The organism is Desulfovibrio sp. JC010 (genome assembly GCF_010470675.1).
Lineage (GTDB): Bacteria > Desulfobacterota > Desulfovibrionia > Desulfovibrionales > Desulfovibrionaceae > Maridesulfovibrio.
This window is the reverse complement of record NZ_VOIQ01000004.1, coordinates 67673-91914: the sequence shown is the minus strand read 5'-3', so window position 1 is coordinate 91914 and position 24242 is coordinate 67673. Positions and strand designations below refer to the sequence as shown.

General features: G+C 50.5%; 27 protein-coding genes. 15 read left to right on the top strand and 12 right to left on the bottom strand.

Annotation, left to right across the window (positions count from 1 at the left end; translation table 11 throughout):
- Positions 1-39: 39 nt before the first annotated feature.
- From FMR86_RS05775 to FMR86_RS05765, 3 genes are all read left to right on the top strand, one after another.
- The gene (locus FMR86_RS05775; RefSeq protein WP_163350143.1) at positions 40-1632 is read left to right on the top strand and encodes a glycosyltransferase family 39 protein; all 1593 of its coding nucleotides are present in this window, start codon (positions 40-42) and stop codon (positions 1630-1632) included.
- 267 nt (positions 1633-1899) lie between these two features.
- Positions 1900-2157 carry a helix-turn-helix domain-containing protein gene (locus FMR86_RS05770; protein WP_239057155.1) on the top strand — a complete coding sequence of 86 codons (258 nt, stop codon included), beginning with the start codon at positions 1900-1902 and terminating at the stop codon, positions 2155-2157.
- 21 nt (positions 2158-2178) lie between these two features.
- Entirely contained in the window at positions 2179-2562 is a 384-nt protein-coding gene (locus tag FMR86_RS05765) for a hypothetical protein (protein WP_163350142.1), read from the top strand.
- A gap of 187 nt (positions 2563-2749) precedes the next feature.
- Here the strand turns inward: FMR86_RS05765 and FMR86_RS05760 are convergent, their stop codons facing one another.
- The 3 genes from FMR86_RS05760 to FMR86_RS05750 all read right to left on the bottom strand — a co-directional run bounded on the left by FMR86_RS05760 (position 2750) and on the right by FMR86_RS05750 (position 5205).
- Positions 2750-3406, bottom strand: coding sequence for a DUF2959 domain-containing protein (locus FMR86_RS05760; protein WP_163350141.1), 657 nt, complete (start codon positions 3404-3406; stop codon positions 2750-2752).
- A gap of 15 nt (positions 3407-3421) precedes the next feature.
- Positions 3422-4549, bottom strand: a complete 1128-nt coding sequence (locus FMR86_RS05755) for an FkbM family methyltransferase (RefSeq protein WP_163350140.1) — start codon at positions 4547-4549, stop codon at positions 3422-3424.
- A 71-nt stretch (positions 4550-4620) separates the two neighbouring features.
- Positions 4621-5205 (bottom strand): peptidylprolyl isomerase, encoded by a 585-nt coding sequence (locus tag FMR86_RS05750; RefSeq protein ID WP_163350139.1) that lies wholly within the window; start codon positions 5203-5205, stop codon positions 4621-4623.
- A 166-nt stretch (positions 5206-5371) separates the two neighbouring features.
- On the opposite strand from FMR86_RS05750, the gene FMR86_RS05745 reads away from it, so the two are divergent.
- Entirely contained in the window at positions 5372-5779 is a 408-nt protein-coding gene (locus tag FMR86_RS05745) for a bacteriohemerythrin (RefSeq protein WP_163350138.1), read from the top strand.
- Between the two features lie 127 nt (positions 5780-5906).
- On the opposite strand, the gene FMR86_RS05740 is transcribed toward FMR86_RS05745, so the two are convergent.
- The 4 genes from FMR86_RS05740 to FMR86_RS05725 all read right to left on the bottom strand — a co-directional run bounded on the left by FMR86_RS05740 (position 5907) and on the right by FMR86_RS05725 (position 7557).
- The gene (locus FMR86_RS05740) at positions 5907-6257 is read right to left on the bottom strand and encodes an Hsp20/alpha crystallin family protein (protein WP_163350137.1); all 351 of its coding nucleotides are present in this window, start codon (positions 6255-6257) and stop codon (positions 5907-5909) included.
- Positions 6258-6269: 12 nt separating this feature from the next.
- On the bottom strand, positions 6270-6683 hold the full coding sequence (locus tag FMR86_RS05735) for an Hsp20/alpha crystallin family protein (protein ID WP_163350136.1): 414 nt from the start codon (positions 6681-6683) through the stop codon (positions 6270-6272).
- 191 nt (positions 6684-6874) lie between these two features.
- Positions 6875-7306: a peptidylprolyl isomerase gene (locus FMR86_RS05730; RefSeq protein WP_163350135.1), complete on the bottom strand. Its 432-nt coding sequence runs from the start codon at positions 7304-7306 to the stop codon at positions 6875-6877.
- A gap of 65 nt (positions 7307-7371) precedes the next feature.
- Positions 7372-7557 carry a Trm112 family protein gene (locus FMR86_RS05725; protein WP_163350134.1) on the bottom strand — a complete coding sequence of 62 codons (186 nt, stop codon included), beginning with the start codon at positions 7555-7557 and terminating at the stop codon, positions 7372-7374.
- A 97-nt stretch (positions 7558-7654) separates the two neighbouring features.
- On the opposite strand from FMR86_RS05725, the gene FMR86_RS05720 reads away from it, so the two are divergent.
- The 6 genes from FMR86_RS05720 to FMR86_RS05695 all read left to right on the top strand — a co-directional run bounded on the left by FMR86_RS05720 (position 7655) and on the right by FMR86_RS05695 (position 14350).
- Complete coding sequence (locus FMR86_RS05720) at positions 7655-8512, top strand: PHP domain-containing protein (RefSeq protein ID WP_163350133.1); 858 nt, start codon at positions 7655-7657, stop codon at positions 8510-8512.
- A 24-nt stretch (positions 8513-8536) separates the two neighbouring features.
- Positions 8537-9838, top strand: coding sequence for a peptidase U32 family protein (locus tag FMR86_RS05715; RefSeq protein ID WP_163350132.1), 1302 nt, complete (start codon positions 8537-8539; stop codon positions 9836-9838).
- Between the two features lie 148 nt (positions 9839-9986).
- The gene (locus tag FMR86_RS05710) at positions 9987-10664 is read left to right on the top strand and encodes a CBS and ACT domain-containing protein (RefSeq protein WP_163350131.1); all 678 of its coding nucleotides are present in this window, start codon (positions 9987-9989) and stop codon (positions 10662-10664) included.
- Positions 10665-10859: 195 nt separating this feature from the next.
- Entirely contained in the window at positions 10860-13394 is a 2535-nt protein-coding gene (locus tag FMR86_RS05705) for an RHS repeat-associated core domain-containing protein (protein ID WP_163350130.1), read from the top strand.
- Positions 13378-13791: a hypothetical protein gene (locus FMR86_RS05700; RefSeq protein ID WP_163350129.1), complete on the top strand. Its 414-nt coding sequence runs from the start codon at positions 13378-13380 to the stop codon at positions 13789-13791. Before FMR86_RS05705 ends, FMR86_RS05700 begins: the two co-directional genes overlap by 17 nt.
- 91 nt (positions 13792-13882) lie before the next feature.
- Positions 13883-14350: a hypothetical protein gene (locus FMR86_RS05695; RefSeq protein ID WP_163350128.1), complete on the top strand. Its 468-nt coding sequence runs from the start codon at positions 13883-13885 to the stop codon at positions 14348-14350.
- Between the two features lie 111 nt (positions 14351-14461).
- On the opposite strand, the gene FMR86_RS05690 is transcribed toward FMR86_RS05695, so the two are convergent.
- The gene (locus tag FMR86_RS05690; RefSeq protein ID WP_163350127.1) at positions 14462-14944 is read right to left on the bottom strand and encodes a YchJ family protein; all 483 of its coding nucleotides are present in this window, start codon (positions 14942-14944) and stop codon (positions 14462-14464) included.
- A gap of 44 nt (positions 14945-14988) precedes the next feature.
- Entirely contained in the window at positions 14989-15348 is a 360-nt protein-coding gene (locus tag FMR86_RS05685) for a NifB/NifX family molybdenum-iron cluster-binding protein (protein ID WP_163350126.1), read from the bottom strand.
- Between the two features lie 111 nt (positions 15349-15459).
- Here FMR86_RS05685 and arfB point away from each other — a divergent pair, with 111 nt between their 5' ends.
- The 5 genes from arfB to FMR86_RS05660 all read left to right on the top strand — a co-directional run bounded on the left by arfB (position 15460) and on the right by FMR86_RS05660 (position 21369).
- Positions 15460-15876 (top strand): alternative ribosome rescue aminoacyl-tRNA hydrolase ArfB, encoded by a 417-nt coding sequence (gene arfB, locus FMR86_RS05680; protein WP_163350125.1) that lies wholly within the window; start codon positions 15460-15462, stop codon positions 15874-15876.
- A gap of 90 nt (positions 15877-15966) precedes the next feature.
- Positions 15967-16515 carry an OmpA family protein gene (locus FMR86_RS05675; protein WP_163350124.1) on the top strand — a complete coding sequence of 183 codons (549 nt, stop codon included), beginning with the start codon at positions 15967-15969 and terminating at the stop codon, positions 16513-16515.
- 66 nt (positions 16516-16581) lie between these two features.
- Positions 16582-17163, top strand: coding sequence for a TetR/AcrR family transcriptional regulator (locus FMR86_RS05670; RefSeq protein WP_163350123.1), 582 nt, complete (start codon positions 16582-16584; stop codon positions 17161-17163).
- Between the two features lie 70 nt (positions 17164-17233).
- Positions 17234-18340: an efflux RND transporter periplasmic adaptor subunit gene (locus tag FMR86_RS05665; protein WP_163350122.1), complete on the top strand. Its 1107-nt coding sequence runs from the start codon at positions 17234-17236 to the stop codon at positions 18338-18340.
- On the top strand, positions 18337-21369 hold the full coding sequence (locus FMR86_RS05660; protein WP_163350121.1) for an efflux RND transporter permease subunit: 3033 nt from the start codon (positions 18337-18339) through the stop codon (positions 21367-21369). The genes FMR86_RS05665 and FMR86_RS05660 overlap by 4 nt, the downstream gene beginning before the upstream one ends.
- A gap of 181 nt (positions 21370-21550) precedes the next feature.
- Here FMR86_RS05660 and FMR86_RS05655 read toward each other — a convergent pair whose 3' ends face one another.
- From FMR86_RS05655 to FMR86_RS05645, 3 genes are all read right to left on the bottom strand, one after another.
- The gene (locus FMR86_RS05655) at positions 21551-22162 is read right to left on the bottom strand and encodes an FmdE family protein (protein WP_163350120.1); all 612 of its coding nucleotides are present in this window, start codon (positions 22160-22162) and stop codon (positions 21551-21553) included.
- Positions 22163-22359: 197 nt separating this feature from the next.
- Positions 22360-23178, bottom strand: coding sequence for an ABC transporter ATP-binding protein (locus FMR86_RS05650; protein ID WP_163350119.1), 819 nt, complete (start codon positions 23176-23178; stop codon positions 22360-22362).
- Positions 23175-24242, bottom strand: coding sequence for an iron ABC transporter permease (locus FMR86_RS05645; RefSeq protein ID WP_163350118.1), 1068 nt, complete (start codon positions 24240-24242; stop codon positions 23175-23177). Before FMR86_RS05645 ends, FMR86_RS05650 begins: the two co-directional genes overlap by 4 nt.

The following is a 24242-nucleotide window of genomic DNA, read 5'->3' as shown; positions in this document are numbered from 1 at the left end:
GCCTCGGATATGAGTTTCCTCGCAAGGAGGTCACATTAAGTGTCATCGTTAAATGATTCGTTTAAAAGCAAGCCCGTAATCTGGGCTGTTGCCATAATTTTACTGAGCACCTTTGCCCGGATCTGGTTTCTCGGAACCGGACAGCTCAACCTTGTGCAGGACGAGGCCCAGTACTGGGACTGGACCCGGCACATGCAGCTTACCTATTATTCCAAAGGGCCTCTGATCGCCTGGATTATCGGGCTGTGGACCTCTGTTTTCGGCAATACCGAATTCGGGGTCCGTTTCGGGTCGGTGGTTGGTTCATTTCTGACCCAGATCGTGCTTTTTTGGGGTATGGCGAGGATGTGGCAGAGGCCCATCGCCGCTGTCTGGACCCTGATCATCTACAATTCCATGCCGGTTTTTCTGGCCCTAGGAATCCTGATGACCACGGACAATCCTTTCATTCTCTGCTGGAGCTGCGCGCTTTTTGCCTTGTACAAGGCATCGCTTCCGCATCCTCCGGGGCTGGAGCGCGATTCCAATGAATCCCGGACCAAGCCTTTTGTGGCCCTGACTTTCTTTTTCGGACTGGGCATTCTGGCCAAGTACACCATGCTCGGTTTTGCCGGTCTTTCGGTCATGTACGGTCTGCTGCTCATGCGTCGGGAAAGGCTGCCGCGCGGATTCTGGCGCAAGCTGCTCCTTTCTCTGTCCGGCGGTATTTTTATCGGTTTCCTGCCCACCCTGATCTGGAACATGCAGAACGATTTTGTGGGCTACAAACATGTTCTCCATCTGATCGGTGCTTCAGGTAAAGAGGCTACGCAGTTTTTGCGTTTTGACCGTTTCCTGCCCTTTGCCGGGGAGCAGGTGGGCATGGCCACTCCGTGGTGGCTGGCCTTCATGTTTATCGGCGGTTTTGCCGCTTTGTTCTTTGTTCTCAAAGGCAAAGGACGCAACCGGATGAACCTGAACCACAGGCAGAGCGCGCTGCTTTCCGTGTTCTTCCTTCCGGTCTGGATTTTCTTTTTCCTGTGGAGTTTTCACACCAAGGTTCTCGGCAACTGGGCGGTTATTTCATACGTTGCCGGGGTGATGATTGCCGGATTCGCATTTGAGAGCTTCTGGGCGCGCAGAGGACGTTTCCGTTCCCTGTGGGCTACCTTGAGCCTTGTGATTTTTGTGGTCCTTCATTTCCAGAACCTTGTTCCCCTGCCGGACCATCTCAATCCCACCCACCGCTTAAAGGGCTGGACTGATCTCGGTCAGCAGGTAGTGGAGCTGGAAAAGACCCAGTTCAAAGATCCCTCTAAGGTCTTCATCATGAGTGAGCTGTACGATATGACCGCCGCTCTGGCTTTTTATGTGCCCGGACAGCCGCGCACCTATTGTGCGTGGATCGACCGGCGCATGAACCAGTATGACCTCTGGCCCGGTCCTGAGGATAAAATCGGCTGGGACTGCATCTATGTGATGAAGAAGTTCAAGAAAGAACCGGACCCGGAAATGGTGAAGATGTTCAAACGGGTCAGCTCCCCCATTCATATTCAGACGACCTTTCGCGGCAAAAAGGCCCGGAAGTTCACCGTGTATCTTTGCTACGATTATAACGGCTACTGGCCTCGCGATGAGCGGCTGAGATTCTAGAAGCAGCCGTATAGAGACCTGTCAAAAGCCCTTCCGGATACGTTCCGGAGGGGCTTTTTTCCGTTCTTTTAAGAAAAAAATGGAAAATATTTTCAACGAATCTTTGCAGACGGTTTTCATTTGCAAGGGGGGGCGGGGTTATTTTTGCTGTAATTTCGGTTGATTTGATGCTTGTTGGAGTATTGTGGCAGAAATAAAGAGACATGAATGCATTTCTTTGACATTTTTTGACAAATAGTGTCATAAGGGCTACATCGTAGTGTAATTTTGAAAAATCAGGACAAGGCTTTGACTCCCTCGCCTACGCTATACACGGTTCGAGAGATTGCCGACACGCTGAGAATCCATCCCAGAACGGCCTACAGGCTGGTTCAGGAGGGGAAGATTCGAGGAATTAAGGTCGGCAGCCAGTGGCGTGTGCCGGAAAGTTCCCTGCTGGAATATATTGAATCCGGCCTGCAGACGGCTCCGAAGAAGGAAAAGGGAGATAAGGACGGTCCTGAGCAACTGAAACTGCCCATTTGAAAAAAGTGGTGGACAAGGATCATGAAAAAGTCAGCTGCCCTGAAAAGGGTGACTCTGGAAAATGATTTCGGCGGCCAGATTTCCTTTATCGGAAAGCTTGAAAGTGAATCCCTCAATTACAACGAGGACAGCGGGGAGCTGGTATCTGAAAAGATTTACAGTACCGAGAAGGGGCGCACAGGTTATTCCATTGCAACCAGAAATGGTGAGGAGCGCGACAGAAGGGCTTACCTGATGGAAGATCAGGGCGAGACCTGCATCGTATCTAACGGTTCCATCCTTCTGGGGCTGGATACGGATGTAATGCTTACATTCTGTGCTCAGGCACTGGCTGAAATGGCCGGAAGTAAATCTGAAGACGAACTGGAATTTGTAAAAAAACAGCTGCAGGTGGTTAACGGTTAGCCGTTTTTCGCTGCAAAAGACTTAACAAGCGCGAAAAAAATCCCCGGTACTTTAAGTGCCGGGGATTTTTTCGTTTAATGATGATCTGCCAAGCAAAGCGGCGAAGCCTAATAAAAGTTTTAGGAGAGTCCAGAGAACCCTTTTTCAAAAGGGTTCTTTGGTCCCCGAAGGGCCGCCGGAGGCATTCTTAATTTTTCTTCAATTCCTTGATAAAAGCGTCAGCTTCATCAATGGAACGCTGCATTTCCTTGATCAGGCGTCCGATGTCGGCTTCAAGGGTGGTCAGCTCGGACTTGAGGGAAGCAATGGCCTGCGCATTGAGGTTATGTTTCAGGTAGAGGACCTGATCGCGGAAGACATTGAGTACAGGATCGATTTTCTTTTCTGCCTTGCGCATGGCTGAGAGCAGCCTTTTGAACTTGCTTTTGGTTTTGGAGAGCTTGACCCGGCTTTCGTTACGCAGTTTTCTGCTGGTGTACTGGTCAAGTTCCGTATTCCATTCATCGAAAAGGTCTTCCCCGACCTGCTCAACAGCATCTATTCTTTTACGCACATCCGCTGCTGCGGCTTCGCTGGCCTCGTATTCATCGTTGAGGCGTTCGTATGTCTCCTGAAGGTCGCCGCCGTGGAATCCTGTCAGGGCACTGAATTTATCCAGTGCGCTCTTAAACTGCTCGCTGGCTTCTTCCTGTGACTCCCGGGCCTTTTCCACGTTGGAAACGAGGATGTCGCGCTTATGGTAGCCGAAGCTTTCCATGGTCTTGTAGTATGCGGACTGGCATCCGCTCATGGTAAAAGCTGCGGCGAGTACGAAAGCGAGAACGATTGTATTTTTATGACGCATGGCATTTCCTCCGGTTTAGTTTTTAACTTTAGCGTATAGAACAGTTTCCCATTCATTCGTGTCGTGATGATTGATTGAAAATTCATAGCCCAAGTATAATGAATTAAGGAAAAATGGAATCGTGTAAAAGTCTTCGGGGTTGTGGTAGAGGGATATGGCAAGTTTGGGCCTGAATTCTTTCAGAGTGTTTACAGCCCCTCTCAAGGCATTCAGTTCGGCACCTTCGATATCCATTTTTATGAAATCAACACGGGATAAGTTGAGTTTGGAGGCAGTTTCATCAATGGTGGTTGTTGTTATTTTGAATGATGAATGGCTGCCCTCGTCTATGCGGGAATTTCCTGCTTCTTCCGTAAAGGATAATGTTTCTCCGTCAACATGCCAGACACCTTTGTCTATGAGGGTTGTTCTGGCGGCCAGTTCCGGATTCATCAGCATGTTCTGTTCGTACACTTTGAGAAACAGATGGTACGGTTCATAGCAGTACACATGGCCGGATTCACCGATTTTTTCCGCGAACTGCAGGGAAACATCTCCAAAGGCTGCACCGCAGTCCAGAACTATATCACCTTCGCTTACAGCGACATTCAGGCTCTCGCCGGTGACTGTGTATGATGGATTGTGTTTGTGCCTGAATAATTCTTCAGATATTGTGTACAGTTTAAAGTCGAAGCCGTTGTGTGTGTATTGGAAGAGTGAAAAGAGGTCGGTAAACCATTTTTTTCTGACGGCCTCTAATAATTCCGGATCGGCAAGTGCAGCCTGCTCGTGCCTGGCTACAAGATCGTTGCGTAGCCTGATGTTGTTTTCACCGTAATACGGAAGTTTGACGCGCCGCCTGCCTAAAAGGGCGTAGGCGGAAAGGTCGAGCAGTAAGTCTTTTTTGTCTTTTTCCTTTAGTAGGGAGTAGAGAAAAGTTTTATTATTGAGTTCCTGGGCAAACTGTTCCTGCTTGTCTTCAAGTACCTGTTCAAGGGATAATTCCGGTCTTTCCTTGAGCTGCTCTAAATCTTTGAGTTGCGCTTCTGCGTTGCCGAACTGATAGAAGAGCCTGCTGTTGTCAGTGTATTGGCTTTGCGCGGCTATGAGCAATCTACGGATGAGAGCTGTGGTGAAATAGGACACGTTGGAATAATTTCGCACATGAACCTCCTAAATGCTAAAATACCCCGCCGCATTGCGGCAGGGTATTGTAAAATCAGGGTGTGTTGCGTTTACTGCTTAAGCACTTCAGCCTTGATAATGGTGATGGGCTTAACCGGAACGTCATTGAAGTGGCCTTTGCGGAAGGTCACGGTCTTGGCGATTTTATCTACCACTTTCTTACCGCCGATGACCTTGCCGAAAACAGCGTAGCCCCATCCGGAACCGGATTCGGACTTGAAGTTCAGGAAGGCGTTGTCCTTCACGTTGATGAAGAACTGGTCGGTGGCGGAGTGGGGAGCATTGGTGCGGGCCATGGCAATTGTATATTTGTCGTTATACAGGCCGTTGCGGGCTTCGTTTTTGATGGGTGCGTGGGTGGGCTTTTTTTTCATGTTTTTATCGAAGTTCCCGCCCTGAATCATAAAACCGTCGATGACGCGGTGAAAAATGGTTCCGCTGTAGTGGCCTTCATTCACATAGCGCAGGAAGTTTTCCACGGTGCCGGGAGCTTTTTCCTTATCGAGTTCGAGTACGATGTTGCCCATGCTGGTCTGCAGTTTTACGAAAACTGTGTTTCCGGCAGCATTGGCGGTTGCGGCAAAAATGGTTGCGCATAAAAGTGCGCTGGCAAGTAATATTTTGAAGATTTTCATGTTTTGTTTCCTCCTTGGAAGGGTTTATTGCGGTTTACCAGAAACGTCCTTTGCGGGCAAACCAAAGTCGTCAGGAAATAGTGTTTTTCTAGTCCAAACGTGATATGGGAAAGTATTGTTTTGAAGTCTGGTTGCGAAAACAAATTTTGAAGGTAAAGGAGCAGTTATGCCTATTCTGGAATGGGATGACAGTTATTCTGTCGGAGTTGAGTTGATTGACAGCGAGCACAAGCAGCTTATCGGCATGATCAATAAGGCTTATGACTCTATAAAGAATATGGAAGAAGAAAAAGTTCTTGTTGAGTTGGTGAAGGATATGAATGCCTACGCAGCGGCCCATTTTGGAACGGAAGAAAAACTGATGAAGGAGCACGGGTATCCTGCTTCTGAGGGACACTTGAAAATGCATGACGAGTTTGCCATCAAAGCTAAGACCCTGCATAATTTTGTCCGTTCGGAAAATGAGATTGAACCGGTCAAGGTTTTCAAGTTTCTTGCCGACTGGCTGCGGGATCATATTTTGAAGACAGATAAGGATTTTGGAAAGTTTTTAAACGAACAGGGCGTCAGGTAGGCTTCGCAGCACCCCAGCAATTCATTTTGCGCCGCAGATGGTATTTTATAGACAGAATGAGAAAGGCTCCCCGTGGTAAAGGGAGCCTTTCTCGTGAGGGGTGTATGGTGTGAAGGAGTGAGGAATTTTATTCGCTGGTAATATTAATTTTTCGGGGCTGGACTTCCGGCATTTTAGGCAGGAAGAGTTCCAGCACGCCGTTTTTCAAATTGGCTTTGATGTTTTCCCGGTCCACAATATCGGCAATGGTGAATCTGCGGGCGTACTGGCCTTCGCAGAATTCCTGATCGATGAACTTTTCGCCTTCGCCGAGGGCGGCAGCTGCCTTGCCTGAAACAATGAGAGTGTTTTCGTCAAGGTCGATACCAAGCTCTTCTTTGCTTACGCCGGGAAGGTCCACATACATGTAAAAGCCCTGTTCACTTTCAACGATATCGGTTGCGGGGCTGAATTGTTCCATCTTTCTTTCTTCACTCATATTGAACCTCCTTTATTCTACAGCAATGTCAACTTTTCTGGGTGTTGAAGCTTCTGTTTTGGGAAGAACAATACTTAATATTCCGTCTTTTGCTGAAGCAGAGACATTGTCCACGTCAACAGTAGTGTTGATAGAAATGATTCTTTGAAATGCACCGGAAGGTCTTTCCTGTCTGAAATATCTTCCTTCTGGAAGTTTGCGTTCTCCCTTAAGTGTAAGATTTTTAGCAGTAATGGTGATTTCCATGTCTTCAATGGAAATTCCCGGAACTTCCGCACGAATATATATGTTTCTTCCATCTTCGCTGATGTTCAGCGGAGGATATGATGCTTTTCTCCTGTTGTGGTGGTGAGGATTAAAGACGTCACTGAATATTTTATCAAACTCATACGGAAAGTTATAGAATGAACCAAAGTCGATAACCATAAATAACCTCCTGTTCTATTCGTCTGCAGTAGAAATATGCATCCAGTTTAGGTTGTCAACATTGGAAAAATAAAATTTTACAGAAAAATTTAGATTTAATGTCTTAAGATGCTGATATAAATAAAAATCCCCCACATGAATAATCATGCGGGGGATTGATCTTCCTAAGCAGGGCGCAAGGCCCGTGAGAATTAGGACAGGATTTCAAGCAGTTCGATCTCGAAGATCATGGTCTGCCCTGCGAGGGGGTGGTTGCCGTCGAGGACAACTTTTTCATCGGATACAGATTTGATGGTTACGTTGGTAACACCCTGATCGGTGTTGACCTGAAGCATCATGCCCACTTCGGGGTTGATCTCCGGCGGAATCTGGTTGCGGTCCACTTCAAAGGTGTGCTCTTCGTGGTAGGGGCCGTAGCCTTCTTCGGGGCTGATGGTAGCTTTTACTTTTTCGCCGGCGGAGAGACCTTTGACGGCGTCTTCAAAACCCTTGATCAGCATGCCCTGACCGAGAACGATCTCAAGAGGCTCGCCTCTTTTGTAAGAGGAATCAAATTCGGTTCCGTCTTCGAGGGAACCGGCATAGTGGACGCGGATTTTGTCGCCGTCTTTGGCTTGGGACATGGAAACTCCTGTTTTGTTTGCGGGCAGCCGAAAGAGGCCGGGCTCCGCACTGTTTGTATTTTTGATTATTTGTTTTCCCACTTATCAGCGGGAACGGCTTCGTCAACAAGCATGATCGGGATTTCATCCTTTACCGGGTAGACGACTTTGCAGCTTTCGCATCCAAGCCCTTTTTCACCGGAAAGAAGTTCAAGCTCGCCTTTGCACTTGGGGCAGACGAGAATATCGATCAATTCTTTATTAAGAGTCATGAAGGTACTCCTTGCGCATTGTTTGATCACTACCCTATAACTATAGAAAACAAATTCCTCAACCCCGCATTTCTAAGAGCTGTTATCGGAGATTTTTATGTCTGCCATCGACCTGCATACCCATTCTACCGCCTCAGACGGAACATTTACCCCAGCTGAGCTTGTCCGCGCTGCAAAACAGGCCGGACTTACCGCCATAGCCCTCACCGACCACGATACCATGGAAGGTCTGCCCGAAGCCCTTGAGACCGGGGTAAAAGCCGGAATTGAAGTCGTTCCCGGCTGCGAGCTTGGCGTGGAAAGCAAGGTCGGGGTACTGCATATTGTCGGCCTGTGGGTGGACCCCTATTCGGAGCGGCTCAAGCGCGTATTTGATGAGGTGCGCAACAGACGCATAATTCGTAATGAAACAGTGGTCTCCAACCTGCAGAAACTCGGCTTTGACATAACCATGGAAGAAGTGCAGGGTCAGGCCGCCGGAACCATCGGCAGACCGCATATGGCCCGGATTATGATGCAGAAGGGATATGTGAAGAGTTTTGATGAGGCTTTCAATGACTATCTGGGCAAGAACGGCAAGGCATATTTTCCCAAAGACAATTTGGTGGCCGAGGATGCATTCGAGCTGTTGCGCTCAACCGATGCGACCCCCATACTTGCCCACCCATACTTGCTGAGCACCGATGACGATGTGCTGGACCGGGAAGTGGCCCGTTTAAAGGAAATGGGTTTGCAGGGGATTGAAGTCTATTACAGCTCCCACACCATTGATATGACTGACCGCGTCAAGCGTCTGGCCCGCAAATATGATTTGCTGCCCAGCGGCGGTTCGGATTTCCACGGCTATGTGAAGCCGGATATCCAGCTCGGCAAGGGGGCCGGGGGCCTGTTTGTGCACCACAGCGTGCTTGACGGACTTAAAGCCTTCAGGCAGTCCAGAGGACTTAAAATTTAACAATCATTATTCGAATCAACCGATATGACCTACACAGAAGAAAAATCCGATAACCCTGATATTGCCCGCCCGATCCTTGATGCTATGCCGGAACTGCTCTGCCCGGCCGGGAACATGGAAAAGCTTGAAACCGCCGTCACCTACGGCGCGGATGCCGTATATCTCGGAGCAGGGGATTTGAACCTGCGTTCCGCCGGGGCCGGGTTCAAATGGGAAGAACTGCCCGCAGCCTTTGAACTCTGCCGCAAGAATAATGTTCAGGCTTATTTCTGCGTCAATGCCTATCCCAAGGAAAAGGATCTCGCCAAGGTCCGCGCCGATCTGGAAAAGCTGGCCCAGTGCCCGCCGGACGGGATGATCATTGCCGATCCCGGTGTGCTCATGCTTGCTTCGGAAATCCTGCCCGATATCCCGGTGCATATCAGCACGCAGGCCAATACCGGAAACAGCGAGGCCGCAAAATTCTGGCAGAAATTCGGGGCCGCAAGGGTCAACCTCGCCCGTGAACTCTCCGCAGCCGACGTGACCGACATTGCCGGAAAATGCCCGGATATGGAGCTGGAGATGTTCGTGCACGGGGCCATGTGCATGGCTATTTCCGGAAGGTGTTTTCTCAGTGCATGGCTCAATGACCGTTCCGCAAACATGGGCCGCTGCACCCATCCCTGCCGTTTTGAATACAAGGCCACCGGGTTGCGCGTGGAAGAAAAGACCCGGCCCGGTCAGGATGTCTGGGAAGCGGTGGAGCATGACGGTTATACAGAATTTTTCGCAGCCGAGGATCTTTGCCTGGTTCATTACGTGCGCATGCTGGCCAGACTGGGCATTGCTTCCCTTAAAATCGAGGGCCGAACCAAGAGTTCTTCTTATCTTGCACAGGTGGTGGATGTGTACCGTACAGTCATCGACAAGGCCAAGGAGGGCGGACCGCTGCCCGGAAACGCCATGGATGAATTGACCAACGCCGCCACCCGTCCGCTGACCACCGCGTTCTTCAAGAAATCCGGCCCCAGCACCATTGCCCAGCCACCAAGCAAGGAGGAACGCAAGCCCGTGGTGGGACGTGTTCTGGAACAGCGCGAAGACGGCAGCTGGCTCCTTTCAGTCAAAGCCCGCTGGGAAGAAGATTGCGACGTGCAGCTGATCGTCCCCGGTCTGGAAAGGCCGCTCATCACAGCGGGCAGCTACTCTTTTGAAGCCACCAACGGTGAACCCAAAGATGTTATCCATTCCGGCACGCAGGCGGTACTGCGCTGTGACCATCAGGCCATCAAGCCGGGGCTGTTCTTTCGTAAGGCAGGGCGCAAGGAAGGGTGCAAGAATTAAATTCTGCTGCAAAAATGTAGGATCACTGCTTTTTTAGTAAGCGAAGATTGACCGCAGTCCTTTGTTTATATAATCATATAGTAGGAAAATGGAGAAGTTTAGCATCTTATAGACATAGCACAGGCCGTCGGCCCCAAGGAGGTTCCATATGCTGGTTAAAAACTGGATGTCCAAGGACGTAATCACTGTCACCCACGACCGTTCCATGATGAAAGCCGCCAAGCTGCTCAAGGATAACGACATCAGCAGGCTGCCCATTGTGGACGAAGACGGCGTGCTGGTGGGCATAGTATCAGACCGCGACATCAAGGAAGCATCCCCCTCCAAGGCCACTACCCTTGATATGCATGAGCTTTACTACCTGCTCTCGGAAATCAAGATCAAGGACATCATGTCCCGCAAGGTGATCACCGTTTCTGTTGAAGATACCGTGGAAAAAGCCGCAGTGGTCATGGAAGAAAATAAGATCGGCGGTATCCCGGTTGTTGATGCGGAAAACAAACCCGTAGGCATCATCACCAACACCGATGTTTTCAAGGTGCTGATCTCCATAACCGGTGTGCTGGACGGCGGCGTGCAGGTCGGTCTGGCCCTTTCCAATGAGCCGGGGTCCCTTAACGGCGTACTTGACTACCTCAAGGACAACGGCGGTCGGGTAATGTCCATCCTGACCTCCTACGAACCGGAGCAGGAAAATATGCGTCACGTTTTCATCCGTATCCACGACATGGATAAAGCCACCCTGAACAAGATCAGGGAAGGTCTCACCGAGAAATTCAATCTGCTTTTCTGGGTCCGCGATTCCGTTCACGGGCTTACTTCATAGATTTATTATAGGATTTGTTTTGCTTGCTGCCCCCGGTGCGTATGTGCCGGGGGCTTTGTTTTTTTCAGGGCGGACCTGAACCACCTGATTCAGGTCCGCCCCTGACGCTATCCTTTGTTCTGTTAAGGGTGAAAAAATCATAATGAACAGGTTGTTATGTGTTTTTGCCGCAAACTGAAACAAAGGATATTTGCTATGCATGCAGCAAGACAATTTGAACTGAGGAGAAAAAACCGCAAAGACTTGAGCGTCGGGCTCTGTTTGTACGGTGAGAAAGAAGCACCGGAAATGCAGCTCGAACACATGTGGGAAGTTGTAGACATTTACACCGGGGCTAAGCTGGTGGAGCCGAAACGGGATCTTTCCGGTTTCGAGGACGGCGAGATCATGTATCCGTCCATGCGTAAACCCGAAGTGCAGGCCCGCTGGTCCCTCATGGAGCGGGAGTGGGAAGAGGCCATGGAACGCTACAACTGGATCAAGCGCGCGGCCCATGCCCGGTTCATGTTCGCGAATCAGGATATGAAGCTGGCGCAGGATCTGGCCCGGACAGAATACGGTCAAGCGTTAATTGAGGAATTTGCACCCAGACAACAACCTGAACCGCAACAACCGCAAGCAGGCACAGGCGAAGATTTACACGATGAATTCGAGCGTGACGGCGTGGAATTCGATCCCGAAGACGGTGTGCGCATTATTCCATTTGCAGCCCCCGATACGGAAGAACCGTTCTCCGTACTGGCAACCGCAAGGAACGAGGACGGGCGCATCTTTGAAAAACTGCAAACCCTTGAACCCCTGAATCATCACCTTCATTACGAATATGATGCCGGCGGCAGGCTTCACAAGGTCTGGAAAGGAAAGCAGCTCGTCGAGGAATACCTGTACGGCAAGTACGGTGAACGTTATTTCGGGGCCACTCCCCAGACCGGGCAACGCCGTTTCACATACGGTTCCGGCTTGCGGCTGATCAAGGCCGGGAATGTAAAATACTCCTATGATGCTGAAGGCCGCTTGATCAGGAAACAGGACGGCTGTGTTGTGACCAGCTACGAATACAACCACGCCGGACAGTTGCAGCAGGTCAAACTCCCGGATGGCCGCCGCATTTCCTACACCATTGACCCTGAAGGCAAGCGCACTTCCAAGTCCGTCAACGGTAAGGTTGTGGAAACTTACCTCTGGCATGACTTCACCACGCTTAAAGCCCTCACCGAGGAGTTCGGCAACCGCACCGACTTCGCTTACAACGACGCAGGCAGTCCCATTGCCATGCGGGTTAATGATACGGTCTATTTCCTCGCTTCCGATCAGGTCGGCACTGTTTATATGGTTGCTGATGATGGCGGAAATGAGCTAAGACGAATTATCCGTGATTCGTTCGGAAATATGATTGTCGATACCAATGAGCGCATGAATATGCCGCTCGGCTTCGCATCCGGCCTGCACGATAAGGACACCGGGCTGGTCCACTTCGGCCATCGCGAATATGACCCTTCCATCGGACGCTTCATTACTCCCGATCCCATCGGGTTTGAAGGCGGCGATGTGGATGTTTATGGGTATTGCCATGATGATCCTGTTAATTTTTTGGATCGGATGGGGCTTAAGAAGGAGAGTGAGGACTCTTACACCCTCAGGTACGACCGCGAGAAGGACAAGGGTGAATACCGAACCCTTGAATACGATGAGGAGCGTGACGGAGGTAGTAAACCCCAATTGATGCCGGGGCCGCCTATGGATGAAGAGGAGATTGATGAAGAGTTCAGAAGACGCAAGGGCTCCGGTGGTTCTGAAGACGATGGTGAAGAGTCCTCTGGAGAAGAAGGAGAAGATTCTGAAAATTCGGGGGGTGAAGAGTCAGGAAGCTCAGAAGGGAAAGAATCAGAGGAAGACTCTGGCGGTGACGCATCTAGTGAACGTTCAGGGTCTAAAAGTCCATTAAGAGAGCCTGCTGCTTCTGGTTCTTCAAAAGAACCAAGCGGGAATGCCGCTGAGAACAAAAAGACTGAGGGTGGGACTGGAAGTTTAGCCCAAAGGCACGACAGACAAGCCCCCAGTCCCAATCCACATGAAAACTCCAATAGTGGAACCCCTGATAAACCCGCAAAATCCGGCACTCCAAGCAAGTCTGCCCAGCCTCAGGCGCCTGACAAAAGCGATGGCTCTAAAAAGGATAAAGGTACTTTTGGAAAAATTGCTGACGGTTTGAAAAATTCAGCGGGCAAAATTTCAAAAGGGATGGACGGACTCGGTAAAAAGAGTGCCGAGGGAACTAAGAAGGCTATAGCAAAAGGTTCCGAAGCAGCCGGAAAAGCCTTCAAGGATGGTTTGGAAGCAGCAGGCAAGGCTTCCAAGGAAGTAGTGGATCAGTATAAAAATAATGAAGCTTTTCGAAACGCTTTTAACACTGCTATTGCAGCGGGCATGGCTCCGAAGGCTGCTGCGGCTTATGCCGCCGGGGGCGGTCCGGCCATGGCGAACGCTTACCGCTCTTTGATGCAGCGGGGGGCGGCTAAGGCTTCGACAATGCCTATAGTCGAAAGAGGGTTAAAAGAAGGGTATGATTTTGCTACAGCCCAAGATCCAACTTCATTACCGGCCCAAAGCATAGGAGGGCAGTTAGGGGGACTTGCTTCTGGAGGAAAGGATTTTGTTGGTAACGTTGGAAAGTTATATGGAGCTGCGAAATCAAGATTTGGTGGAAATTCAAATGGAACTAAAAGATAAAATAAAAGATGCAGAATGGTGGAGATTTGTTTTCAGCAAAGTCATATCCATCTTTTTAGGATTATATCTAATTGGTTGGAGTATGCCTTTCCTTGACTCGGCAACGACTAGTATTGAAGGGCAACCAGTTAGTCTTTGGGGACGATGGTTGATGACCATTGCTGGGCTAGTGCTTATCGTTTGTGCAGTTCGTAGAAAGTATCAAAAGGTATCTTCGGTTGATATGATTTGTCCTAAATGTGAGACAACATTTACCGCTGTACGTATTCCGGCGAATAAAGCATGTGCAAAATGTGGATTATTGTTAGAGCCTCTCAAGGGTTTTTATGATCGTCATCCTGAGTTAAAAGACAAAGACAATGAGTTCCCTGAAGATTTGATGGATGACTTGAAGTAATATGGCAGCCCCGGTGTGTTCACCGGGGCTGCCTACTTAAGTGGGAAGCCGTTTTTTGTGCTTAGTAAAGTTTAGGCGAAGGACATATAGAGTGGAACGAAAGAGCACTTCAGAAAATAAAACAAAATTTGATCGTTTTGTTGATAGTGTGTTGTCTGTGATTTTTGACAATAAATACATTAGGCCGGAGAGGCTGATATTCCTAGTGGTAGGTCTTTGCATGATTCTCTATGACAGGCCTTGGGACCCACATGCAGATGTTTATTCGAGGGGAATGCGGGTAAGTTTGTCAGGTAGGTGGTTGGGGGCAGGCTTTGGCCTGTGTGTAATATTAGGAGGGCTACTATATAAGCTTCCTAAAAAGTATCCCGAAGAAGGCACAATCTGCCCCAAATGCCAGACTCCATTTGGAGTTGAACGTGTTAAAACGCCTGAAAACGGCAAATGCCCGGATTGTAATGTTGAGCTTGAGCCCATTGACGGTTTCTATGACCGTCATCCTGTCTTAAAAGACAAAGACAACGAGTTCCCTGAAGATCTGATGGATGATTTGAAGTAATATGGCAGCCCCGGTGTGTTCACCGGGGCTAATCCAAAACAAAACCCCCGCTCCGGCACACCGAAGCGGGGGTTTTGCTTATCAACAATCAGGACTTGTAGAAGCTTGCGCTTAACCGCAGCACTTCTTGTATTTCTTGCCGCTGCCGCAGGGACAGGGCTCGTTGCGTCCTACTTTCTTGTCTTTTTTAATCGGCATGGGAGGTACGATGTCACCATCAAGGTAGAGCCAGTGGCCGTCTCTTTTTTCGAAACGACTGGCCTCGTGATGGGTGTGGATCGCTCCCGACTGCCTGAACTTGGCGATGAATTCAACCTCTCCGGTCTCGTCATCTGCAGATCCCTTGGAGGTAGAAACAATTTTAAGGCCGAGCCATGTGGATGTTTCCGCCCATGTTTTTACCTGTGCTTCGTCGTAGTCATGCTTGCTTTCCGGGGCGAGGGTGTCGCCGAGGTAGTCTACATTTTTAACGGCGAATGCACTGTAGCGGGAACGCATGAGTGCTTCGGCAGTGGGTGCAGGCTCTTTTCCTGTGATGTAGGGTTCGCAGCAGCCTTCGTAAGACTGGCCGGAACCGCAGGGACATTCGTTCATGTTTCTATCTCCAAGTGATTAATTTGCGGTCTTTGGATCTGATTCTAGTGGTTGCCGCAGGATTCGTGGTCGTCGCAGACGGTTGCGGAATCGGTGATGTTTCCTGCCGCCCACTGGGCAACCGCTTCTTTGAGTTCGCCACCACATCCGCGGATAACCTGAATGCCGCTGTTCTGCAAGAGATTCACCGCTCCCTGACCCATGTTGCCGGCCAGCAGTACGGTTACACCTTTTTCAGCGAGGGTGGGCACGATGTTGGATTTGCATCCGCAGCCCGGGGGAGGGGTGAGTTTTTCTTCTTCGATGATATTTTTGGCTTCATCCAGAGTGTAGATGGTGAAAGCTTCACAATGTCCGAAGTGACCGTCAACCATTCCATCTCTGGAGGGAAGTGCGATTTTCATAATAAATTCTCCTTGAAAAAAAGTAAGAACGATGCAAGACCCGAAGCACCGAACTTAAAGACTGCGTACGCCACATACGCATACAAAAGACAGAATATCCAGCCGATAGCTATGATAAGTATCACTTCAACATTGTCCATACCCGATAATGAAATTAGTTTTCTGACCAGCCGCAGCTCCGGGCCCGGCGGGCAGCATGTTAATAAGACATCTTCAAAGGTTACCCTTGTCTTCAATGTGCAGGAATCTTCCAGCCTTAGCGAACATCAGAAGCTGTTGATCATCAGTAAGCTGGGCGCAAGAATCAATACTAAAGGGGAACTGCAGATATCCTGCGAAGAACACCGCAGCCAGTTCCGCAATAAAGAGGAAGCCGTTACCCGTTTTACCAGATTGCTGGCCGATGCCCTGAAGCCGGTCCGTAAGCGGCGCAAAACCAAAGTCCCTTATTCAGCCAAGCGCAAACGTTTGGATAACAAGAAGAAACGTTCCGATCTTAAAAAAGGCCGTTCAAGGCCGGATTATTAAAGGTACTGCTGTCTGGTTGGAAAGCCTTGCCCAAAGAACTTAGGCAGGGTATTTTAAGGGTATTACTGAATACTTTGCCCGGAGGTCTCCATGAAGAAACTGGTTTTCCTGATCATATTTATTTTTAGCTGTGTGCCTTTTGCTTATGCCGGGCAGGACGGCTTTGCCGCCAATTCCGATGATATTCTGCGTATGATTACCGATCCGGGCGGACGGGCATTTTTAAAGATCGAATTCAAGGTCAATTCATCCAAGATCAGTAAAAAGACATACCCGGTGGTGAATTCTCTTGGCGATGCACTTACTTCCGGTCCCGGATCTTCCATGCAGGTGCGCTTGGTGGGGCATACGGACTCCGCCGGGGACAGTGCGTATAACAAAACATTGAGCCTCAAACGAGCCGAGGCAGTCAAAAATTATCTTGCAGTTCATTTCAATATCGACCCCGACCGCATTGAGATTGCCGGCATGGGCGAAGAACAGCCCATCGCTTCCAATGAGAGCAAGAAAGGTCGCGCCCGGAACCGCAGGGTGGAAGTCGTCAATATCAGCAAAAAAGCTGATGCACCAAAGATTCTTAAGGAGTTAGACCCTAATAATCTTGAACCCAAGCCATTGGATACCAAGAATCTCTGGTAGTAATTTGTTTTCGCAAAAATTAATCAAGTGATTGACAAAGGTTAATCACTTGATTAGATACGCCCTATGACAAAACGCGAAAAAATCTTCCATGCCGGGGCCAAGCTCTTTGCCGAACGCTCTTTCAACTCAGTAGGAATCAGGGATATCGCCCGCGAAGCTGATGTGAACAGTGCTATGATCTCTTACTATTTCGGTGGTAAGGCCGGGCTGTTGCGTGAAATTTTTACTTCATTCAAAGAGCGCATGATCGAGGTCATCAGGAAATCCATGACCGGGGCCAAGGACCATGACGAACTGGTGGAACTGAATGTTGCAATGTTTTTGGATGATGCCCGCCAGAATCGGGATGTCTATCTGATCGGATTGCGGGAACTTAATCATGACAGCCCTGAACTGCAGGACCTGCGGGATGGTTTATATAATAGCGGCTGGGAGCTTTTTGAAGAGTTTCTTGCCCGTACCGGCGGCAACATAAAACATCCTGAAGATGTCAGAGATATTACATTCACTGCGGTCATCGGGACTATTTTTTCCGATTACCTGCTGGGCGGAGGAAATTACATAGACGATGATGACAAAGTCGGGGCTTACAAGGAAATTGTAACTGCTTTGCTGAAGTCAGGCAGCCCGGCCCTTTGGGGATAATTTTTTTTAACCAGCAATTAATCAACTGATTGATTAATATTTTTTAAACAAAAGCAGTGGGGGGAGAACCATGCGAAACAAACTGATTTTTTTGATATTGGCAATGATGCTTCTGCCGGGATGCAAAGAGGAAGTTCATGTGGAACAGCCTGTGCGTCCGGTAAGGGTCCTGAAAATAACTGACGCCAATGCGCCGGAGTTGCGTAAATTTCCCGGTAAGGTCAAGGCTACACGCGAAGCAACACTGGCCTTCCGTGTCTCCGGGCAGATTGAACGTTTTGTGGTCAAGGAAGGGGATTACGTTAAAAAGGGCCAGATTATAGCCGAACTGGATCAGCGTGATTTTCAGGCTGCCATCGCCAACCTTGAGGCCAAGCTCATCGGAGCCAGATCGGTAATGAAGGAAGCAAAACTCACCTATGACCGCAACGCCAAGCTGCTGGAATCAGACACAGTGGCCCAGTCCGCCTTTGATTCGGCCCAGTCCAGCTTTGAAAGCAGTCGGGCCACGGTTAATTCACTTATTCAGGATTTGCGCCGGGCCAAGCTCAACCTGCAGTACACCCGCCTTGTTGCGCCTTTCAGCGGGACTATCGCTGTAAAATCCGTTGATAACCATGAATTTGTGCAGGCCAAGGAGTCCATCGTCCAGCTTGAGGATACTTCTTCCCTTGATGTTGTTGTAGATGTTCCTGAAAACATCTGGGTCCGTGGAATTATTAAGAAAGACAGCTATGATTTTAAGGCCCGTGCGAAATTTGAAACTTATCCCGGCCGGGAATTCAAGTTGGATATCAAAGAATACCAGACCAAGGCTAATGCTGAAACCCAGACCTATGAGGTAACCCTGAAAATGAAAAACCCTGACGGGCTGTCCATTCATCCGGGCATGACCGCTGAGGTTGTGGCCAGTATGCCGGAGATCAAGGGCGTTCAGACCGTATCAGTGCCTATTTCTGCCGTAGTGGGCTATCCGGATCAGGATAAATTTGTCTGGGTTTATGATAATGGCGCGGTGAAAAAGCGTATCGTCAAGGTCGGCAGGATCGTCAACAAGAGCTTTGAAGTTTATGAGGGTATCAACCCCGGTGAACAGGTTGTTGTCTCCGGTGCCCATTACCTACGTGACGGGCAGGAAGTGAAAATCCTCAAGGGTAGAATCGGGGGCCGCGGATGAGTCTTGCACGGCTGACCATTGAAAAGAAAACCGTTTCACTGGTTCTTACAATTGTTTTTTTCCTCGGCGGGGTAAAGGCTTTTCTGGATATGCCCCGCCTTGAGGACCCTGAGTTTACCATTAAGGAAGCACTGGTGGTTACCAACTACCCCGGTGCAACCCCTTCAGAAGTGGCGGATGAAGTCACTGACGTAATCGAAGGGGCGGCCCAGCAGCTTAAACAACTCAAGAAGGTAACTGCTATATCCAACCGGGGACAATCCATTGTCACCGTGGAGGTGCAGGACCAATATGATAAGGAAACCCTGCCCCAGGTCTGGGATGAACTCCGCCGCAAGGTAAGTGACGCCCAGTCCTCCCTTCCCCCCGGGGCAGGGCCTTCCCTTGTTATTGATGACTTTAGTGATGTTTACGGCATCCTGCTTTCGGTAACAGGGGACGGTTATTCCCAGCAGGATTTGCAGGACTATGTGACCTTCCTGCGCAAACAGCTGCTGCTGGTGGATAACGTTGCCAAGATTACGGTCTGGGGGGAACAGCAGGAGACCGTCTTCGTGGAAATCTCACGGGCCAGAATGGCACAGCTGGGTGTTTCCCTCGACTCTGTCTACAATACCCTCTCCAACCGCAACCTTGTGGTCAAATCCGGTAACGTCCGGGTTGGACGGGAATATATTGAAATAGCTCCTTCTGGCGGGGTGGAATCTGTTGAGGATCTTGGGGACCTGTTTATCCGTGATGGTTCCGGCAGGCTTGTTCCTTTGCGCGATGTGGCGGAAATCCACAGAGGTTACCAGAGTCCGCCTTCTCAGATAATGTCCTTCAACGGCAATAATGCTGTAGGCATCGGCATTGCCGGGAACCCGGCGGCCAACGTGGTTGAACTGGGCCATGCCATCAATGCCAAATTGCAGCAGTTGCAGGGGCAGACCCCGGTGGGCATCAATGTGGAAGAAGTATACTTCCAGCCCAGCCGTGTCGACAACGCGGTCAACTCCTTTGTCATCAACCTTGCCGAAGCCGTGGCTATCGTTATCATCGTACTGCTGCTTTTCATGGGCATGCAGTCCGGTCTGCTTATCGGGGCAATCCTGCTGATCACCATCTGCGGATCGTTCATATTTATCCAGATGGCCGGAGTGGCCTTGGAGCGCATCTCTCTCGGAGCTTTGATTATCGCCCTTGGTATGCTGGTGGATAATGCCATTGTGGTCATTGAAGGGGTGCTGATCCGTTACCAGAAAGGTATGGACCGTATTCAGGCCGCTGTGGATGTTGTGGAACAGAGCAAGTGGCCCCTGCTCGGCGGCACCATTATCGCCATCATGGCTTTTGCCGGAATCGGCCTCAGCCCGGATAAGGTAGGTGAATTCTGCCGCTCCCTGTTCATTGTTCTTTTTATCTCTTTGATGATGAGCTGGATTACCGCTGTGACCGTGACCCCGCTGCTTTGCGAGATGTTTCTGCGTCCCAAGGTCAGCGAAGATAGAGATCCTTATGGCGGCATCCTTTTCCGCGTCTACCGCGGGATTCTTGAATTCTGCCTGCACCGCCGGGTGCTGACCATGGCGACCCTTGTGGTTATGCTCGCCGCTTCCATTTACGGATTCGGATTCGTCAAGCAGAGCTTTTTCCCGGATTCCACCCAGCCCCGTTTTTATCTCCATTACTGGTTGCCGCAGGGCACCGATATCCGGGCCACAGCGGAAGATGTAAATGAACTGGCCGGGGTGATCCTCGAAGATGAGCAGGTCAAGAATGTCTCCACCTTTACCGGGCAGGGCGCGCCGCGTTTTATTCTGACCTATTCCCCGGAGAAAACAGCTTCATCCTACGGCTTGCTGCTGGTGGAAGTGAAGGATTACGAGACCACCGGGGAAGTCATGGCCCGCTACAAAAAATATGTGAATGAGAACTACCCGCAGGCTGAAGCCAAGGTTAAAAAATTCAAGCTCGGTCCCGGACGCTCGGCTTCCATTGAAGTCCGTTTCAGCGGGCCGGATACAAAAGTCCTGCGTCAGCTTTCTCTTGAAGCACAGGACATAATGCTTGCAACCGGACATGCCGAATCCATCCGCGATAACTGGCGGCAGGATGTAAAAGTGCTCAGTCCGGTAATTATGGAAGCGCAGGCTAAAATTGCGGGCATCACCCGTCCCGATCTGGCCAAGGCCATGAATCTTTTCTTTACCGGAACCAATATCGGTGTTTACCGCGAGGGTGATAAACTTCTGCCCATCGTGGCCCGCCCTCCGGCAAGGGAGCGTCTGGACGTGAACCAGATCGGGGACGTGCAGATATTCAGCCCGGTAGCAAACCGTATGATTCCGGTGGAAGAGGTTGTTTCAGGCTTTGAAAGCAACATTGAACCCGGCAAGCTGCAAACCCGTAACCGCATGCTGACCATCACCACATCCTGTGAGCCCATTGTGGGCTTGCCGTCCGTACTCTTCAAGGAGCTCCGTCCATTGATCGAGGGAATGAAACTGCCCGCAGGCTACACCATGGAATGGGGCGGCGAATTCGAGGATTCAAGGGATGCCCAGACCAGTCTGGCGGCCAGCCTCGGCGGTCCGTTCCTGATTATGATCATTGCTACTGTAATGCTCTTCAACAATCTGCGAGTCCCGGCTATCATCTGGCTGACCGTGCCCCTGTCCATCATCGGGGTATCCTGCGGATTGCTGGCAACCGGGGAACCTTTCGGATTCATGGCCCTGCTCGGCTTCCTTTCTCTCTCAGGTATGCTGATCAAAAATGCCATTGTTCTGCTGGATCAGATTAATCTGGAGCTTGCGGAAGGCAAGGAGCCGTACCGCGCGGTTGTGGATTCGGCCCTTAGTCGTATCCGCCCGGTGGCCATGGCCGCCGGAACAACCATTCTCGGTATGCTTCCTCTGGTTACCGATGCCTTCTTCTCAGCCATGGCAGTAACCATCATGGCCGGGCTGGCCTTTGCCACCGTGCTTACCCTGCTTGTGGTTCCGGTACTCTACTGCATGTTCTACAAAGTGAAGAATCCGGTTTAAAGAGATGCCTCCGGCGGCTCTTCGGGGACCCTGCCGGGGGCTTTAAACCCTTTTGCAAAAGGGTTTAAAAATCCCAAAACCTTTTATTAAGCTTCGCTGCTTTGTTTAAGTAACTTGCATAAAATTAAAGCCCGCCTGTTTTTCCAACAGGCGGGCTTAATTTTATTTTGCGGAAAATTTTTTAAATTTTCTGTTCTACTTTTTCGAAGCAGGTCAAACACAGGGTTTGTCCTGCAAATCTTCTGGAACGTGACTCCATGTGCGCTTCCCCGCAATCCTCGCATACAAGGGATTGCAGGATGGATGCAGGCCGGGGCATGCGTATTTGCGGTTCCTGTTTGAGGAACATGTCCGCAAGGTCAGCTGCGTAGTACTCTTTTTCGCATTCAGCGCGGACTTCTTTGCATTTTTCTTCCTCTTCCGGGGTCGGGTTGCCTTCAAAAACAACTCCCATGAGACGGCCCATTTCCGCGCGTAATCCGCCGATGAAATCAGGGTTGAGCATGGCCCGGAATCCCTTGCCGTCTTTGCGGCGGTAAAAAGTAAAAGCCATCTTGCCATGGTCCTTGAGAATCAGGTTTCCCTTGCCCACGGAACATCCGGTCAGGAACTGAATTGCGTCCACTCCGCACATGTCGGTTTCACAGATAGCAACAATGGGTGAGTCGTCATGATGCCCAAGTTCACGCAGGCAAAGTTCTGCCGCCCGGATGCCGATAGCAAGTCCGGGACACTGATGTCCGTGAAATTCAATGGTGCGTTTGATTGTATCATCAGAAAAATAGCTAGTCATAAGAATGCCTCCGGCGGCTCTCCGAGGGCCAAAGAACCCTTTGGAAAGGGTTCTCTGGACTCTCCTAAACTTTTAGTAGGGCTTCGCCGTTTTAATTATTACAATTAAAACTAATAAAAGGTTTTGGGATTCTTAAACCCTTTTGCAAAAGGGTTTAAGGCCCCCGGCAGGGTCCCCGAAGGGCCGCCGGAGGCAAATTACTGTCTTACCTCATGAATATGTCCGTGGGCTAATTCGTGCTCGTAATCCAGTGCCTCTAAATCTTCCACGGGATGGATGACCGGATAACCTTTGCGCATTTCGATTTCCACTTCCACTCCATAAACGTCTTCTATTATCCCCGGACAGATTGAATCCTTGCCGCCGCACCCGCAGACCTTGCCGTCCTTGAGGAAAATGAATTTGTCCGCATAGCGCAGGGCTGTGTTCAGGTCATGCATGGTCATGATGGCCGAGACCTTGTGCCCTTTGACTACAGCGCGCACCGTACGCAGGATTTCCAGCTGGTTCTTAAGGTCGAGGGAACTTGTCGGTTCGTCCAGCAAAAGCACTTCCGGTTCCTGCACGAGGGCGCGGGCAATGCTGACTTTCTGCAACTCCCCGCCGCTGAGCAGGTCGATATAGCGCAGGGAAAGATGGTTCAGGGAAAGTCGCTTCAGGGCTGCATCCACAATACAGATATCGTGGTCGCGGACCCGCCATTTGATATGCGGCTTGCGGCCCATGAGCACGGCATCAAAGACGGTTAAGCGGGCTGGCTCCACCCGTTGCGGAACATAGCCGATCAAACGGGCAATGTCGTCGGAAGCAAGTTTGAACACATCCTTGTCCTTGACCAGTACCGATCCGTTTTCCGGCCTGTGGATTGCGTTCATGCATTTGAGCAGGGTTGTCTTGCCCGCTCCGTTGGGGCCGAGGATGGCCAGCAGCTCGCCGCGGTCCACTTTGAAGTCGACCCCTTCAAGTACCGGGGTGCCGTTGTAGCTGAAATTTATACCGTTTACCCTGATGTTCATTTGCTCCCCCTGATGATCAGCCAGATGAAAACCGGAGCACCGAGGAAGGCGGTCAGTACCGATACCGGGAGCACATTGGGGGCCAGCATGAGCCGGGCCGCAGTGTCCGCAGCCAGCAGCAATACCGCTCCCACAATACAGGATGCCGGAAGCAGAAACCGGTAGTCATCACCGATCAACCGCCGGACCATATGCGGACAGACCAGCCCCACAAATCCGATTATGCCTAGAAACGAAACAATGACCGCAGTGACCAGCGAGGCCAGCAGCATCCCGGTCATGCGTACCTGTTCCACTTTTACGCCCAACCCTTTGGCTGTTTCGTCTCCGGCTTCGATGGCATTGAAATTCCAGCGGTTGGCCGTGAACCAGATGTAGGCGATGACGGTTACCGCGCTGATTATGCCCAGCTCAGTCCATGTGGCCCGGGCCACATCCCCGAAGGTCCAGAAGACCATGGCCGCCAGCTGCACATCATCGGCGAAATATTGCAGAAACATGGTTCCGGCGGTGAAAAGTGCGCCAAGGGCCACTCCGGTGAGGACCATGACTTCCGGTGTGGCCCTGCGGGTGCGGGAAATGGCGATGATGGCAAAGGTGGCGACTAGACTGAACCCGAAAGCGACCATGGTGGTCAGGTAGGGGGAGTTGATGGTCACTGCTCCCACGTTGGAGCTGGTCATGGTGCCGAGGTCCAGCAGCATGACCGACACAGCGGCCCCGAAGGCGGCGGCGTGGGAAATTCCCAGAGTGAACGGCGAGCCCAGAGGGTTGCGCAGGATGGCCTGCATGACCGCCCCGGCCACAGAGAGACCAGCCCCTGCGGCCAGAGCGGTCAGGGCCTGCGGAAGCCTGATGTTCCATATGATCAGGTCAAATCTTTTGGAGACCGTATCCCCAAGCAGGGTCAGCAGGGTTTCAAGACCGGAGATGGAGACAGGACCCATGCCGATGGAGGTGATCAGCATGATTCCGGCCAGCGGTATTCCCACAGCGATAAATAAAGATTTCTGCCTGATATGATGTGAATACTCTGCAGGTATTTGTCCGTCATCAAAGTGCAT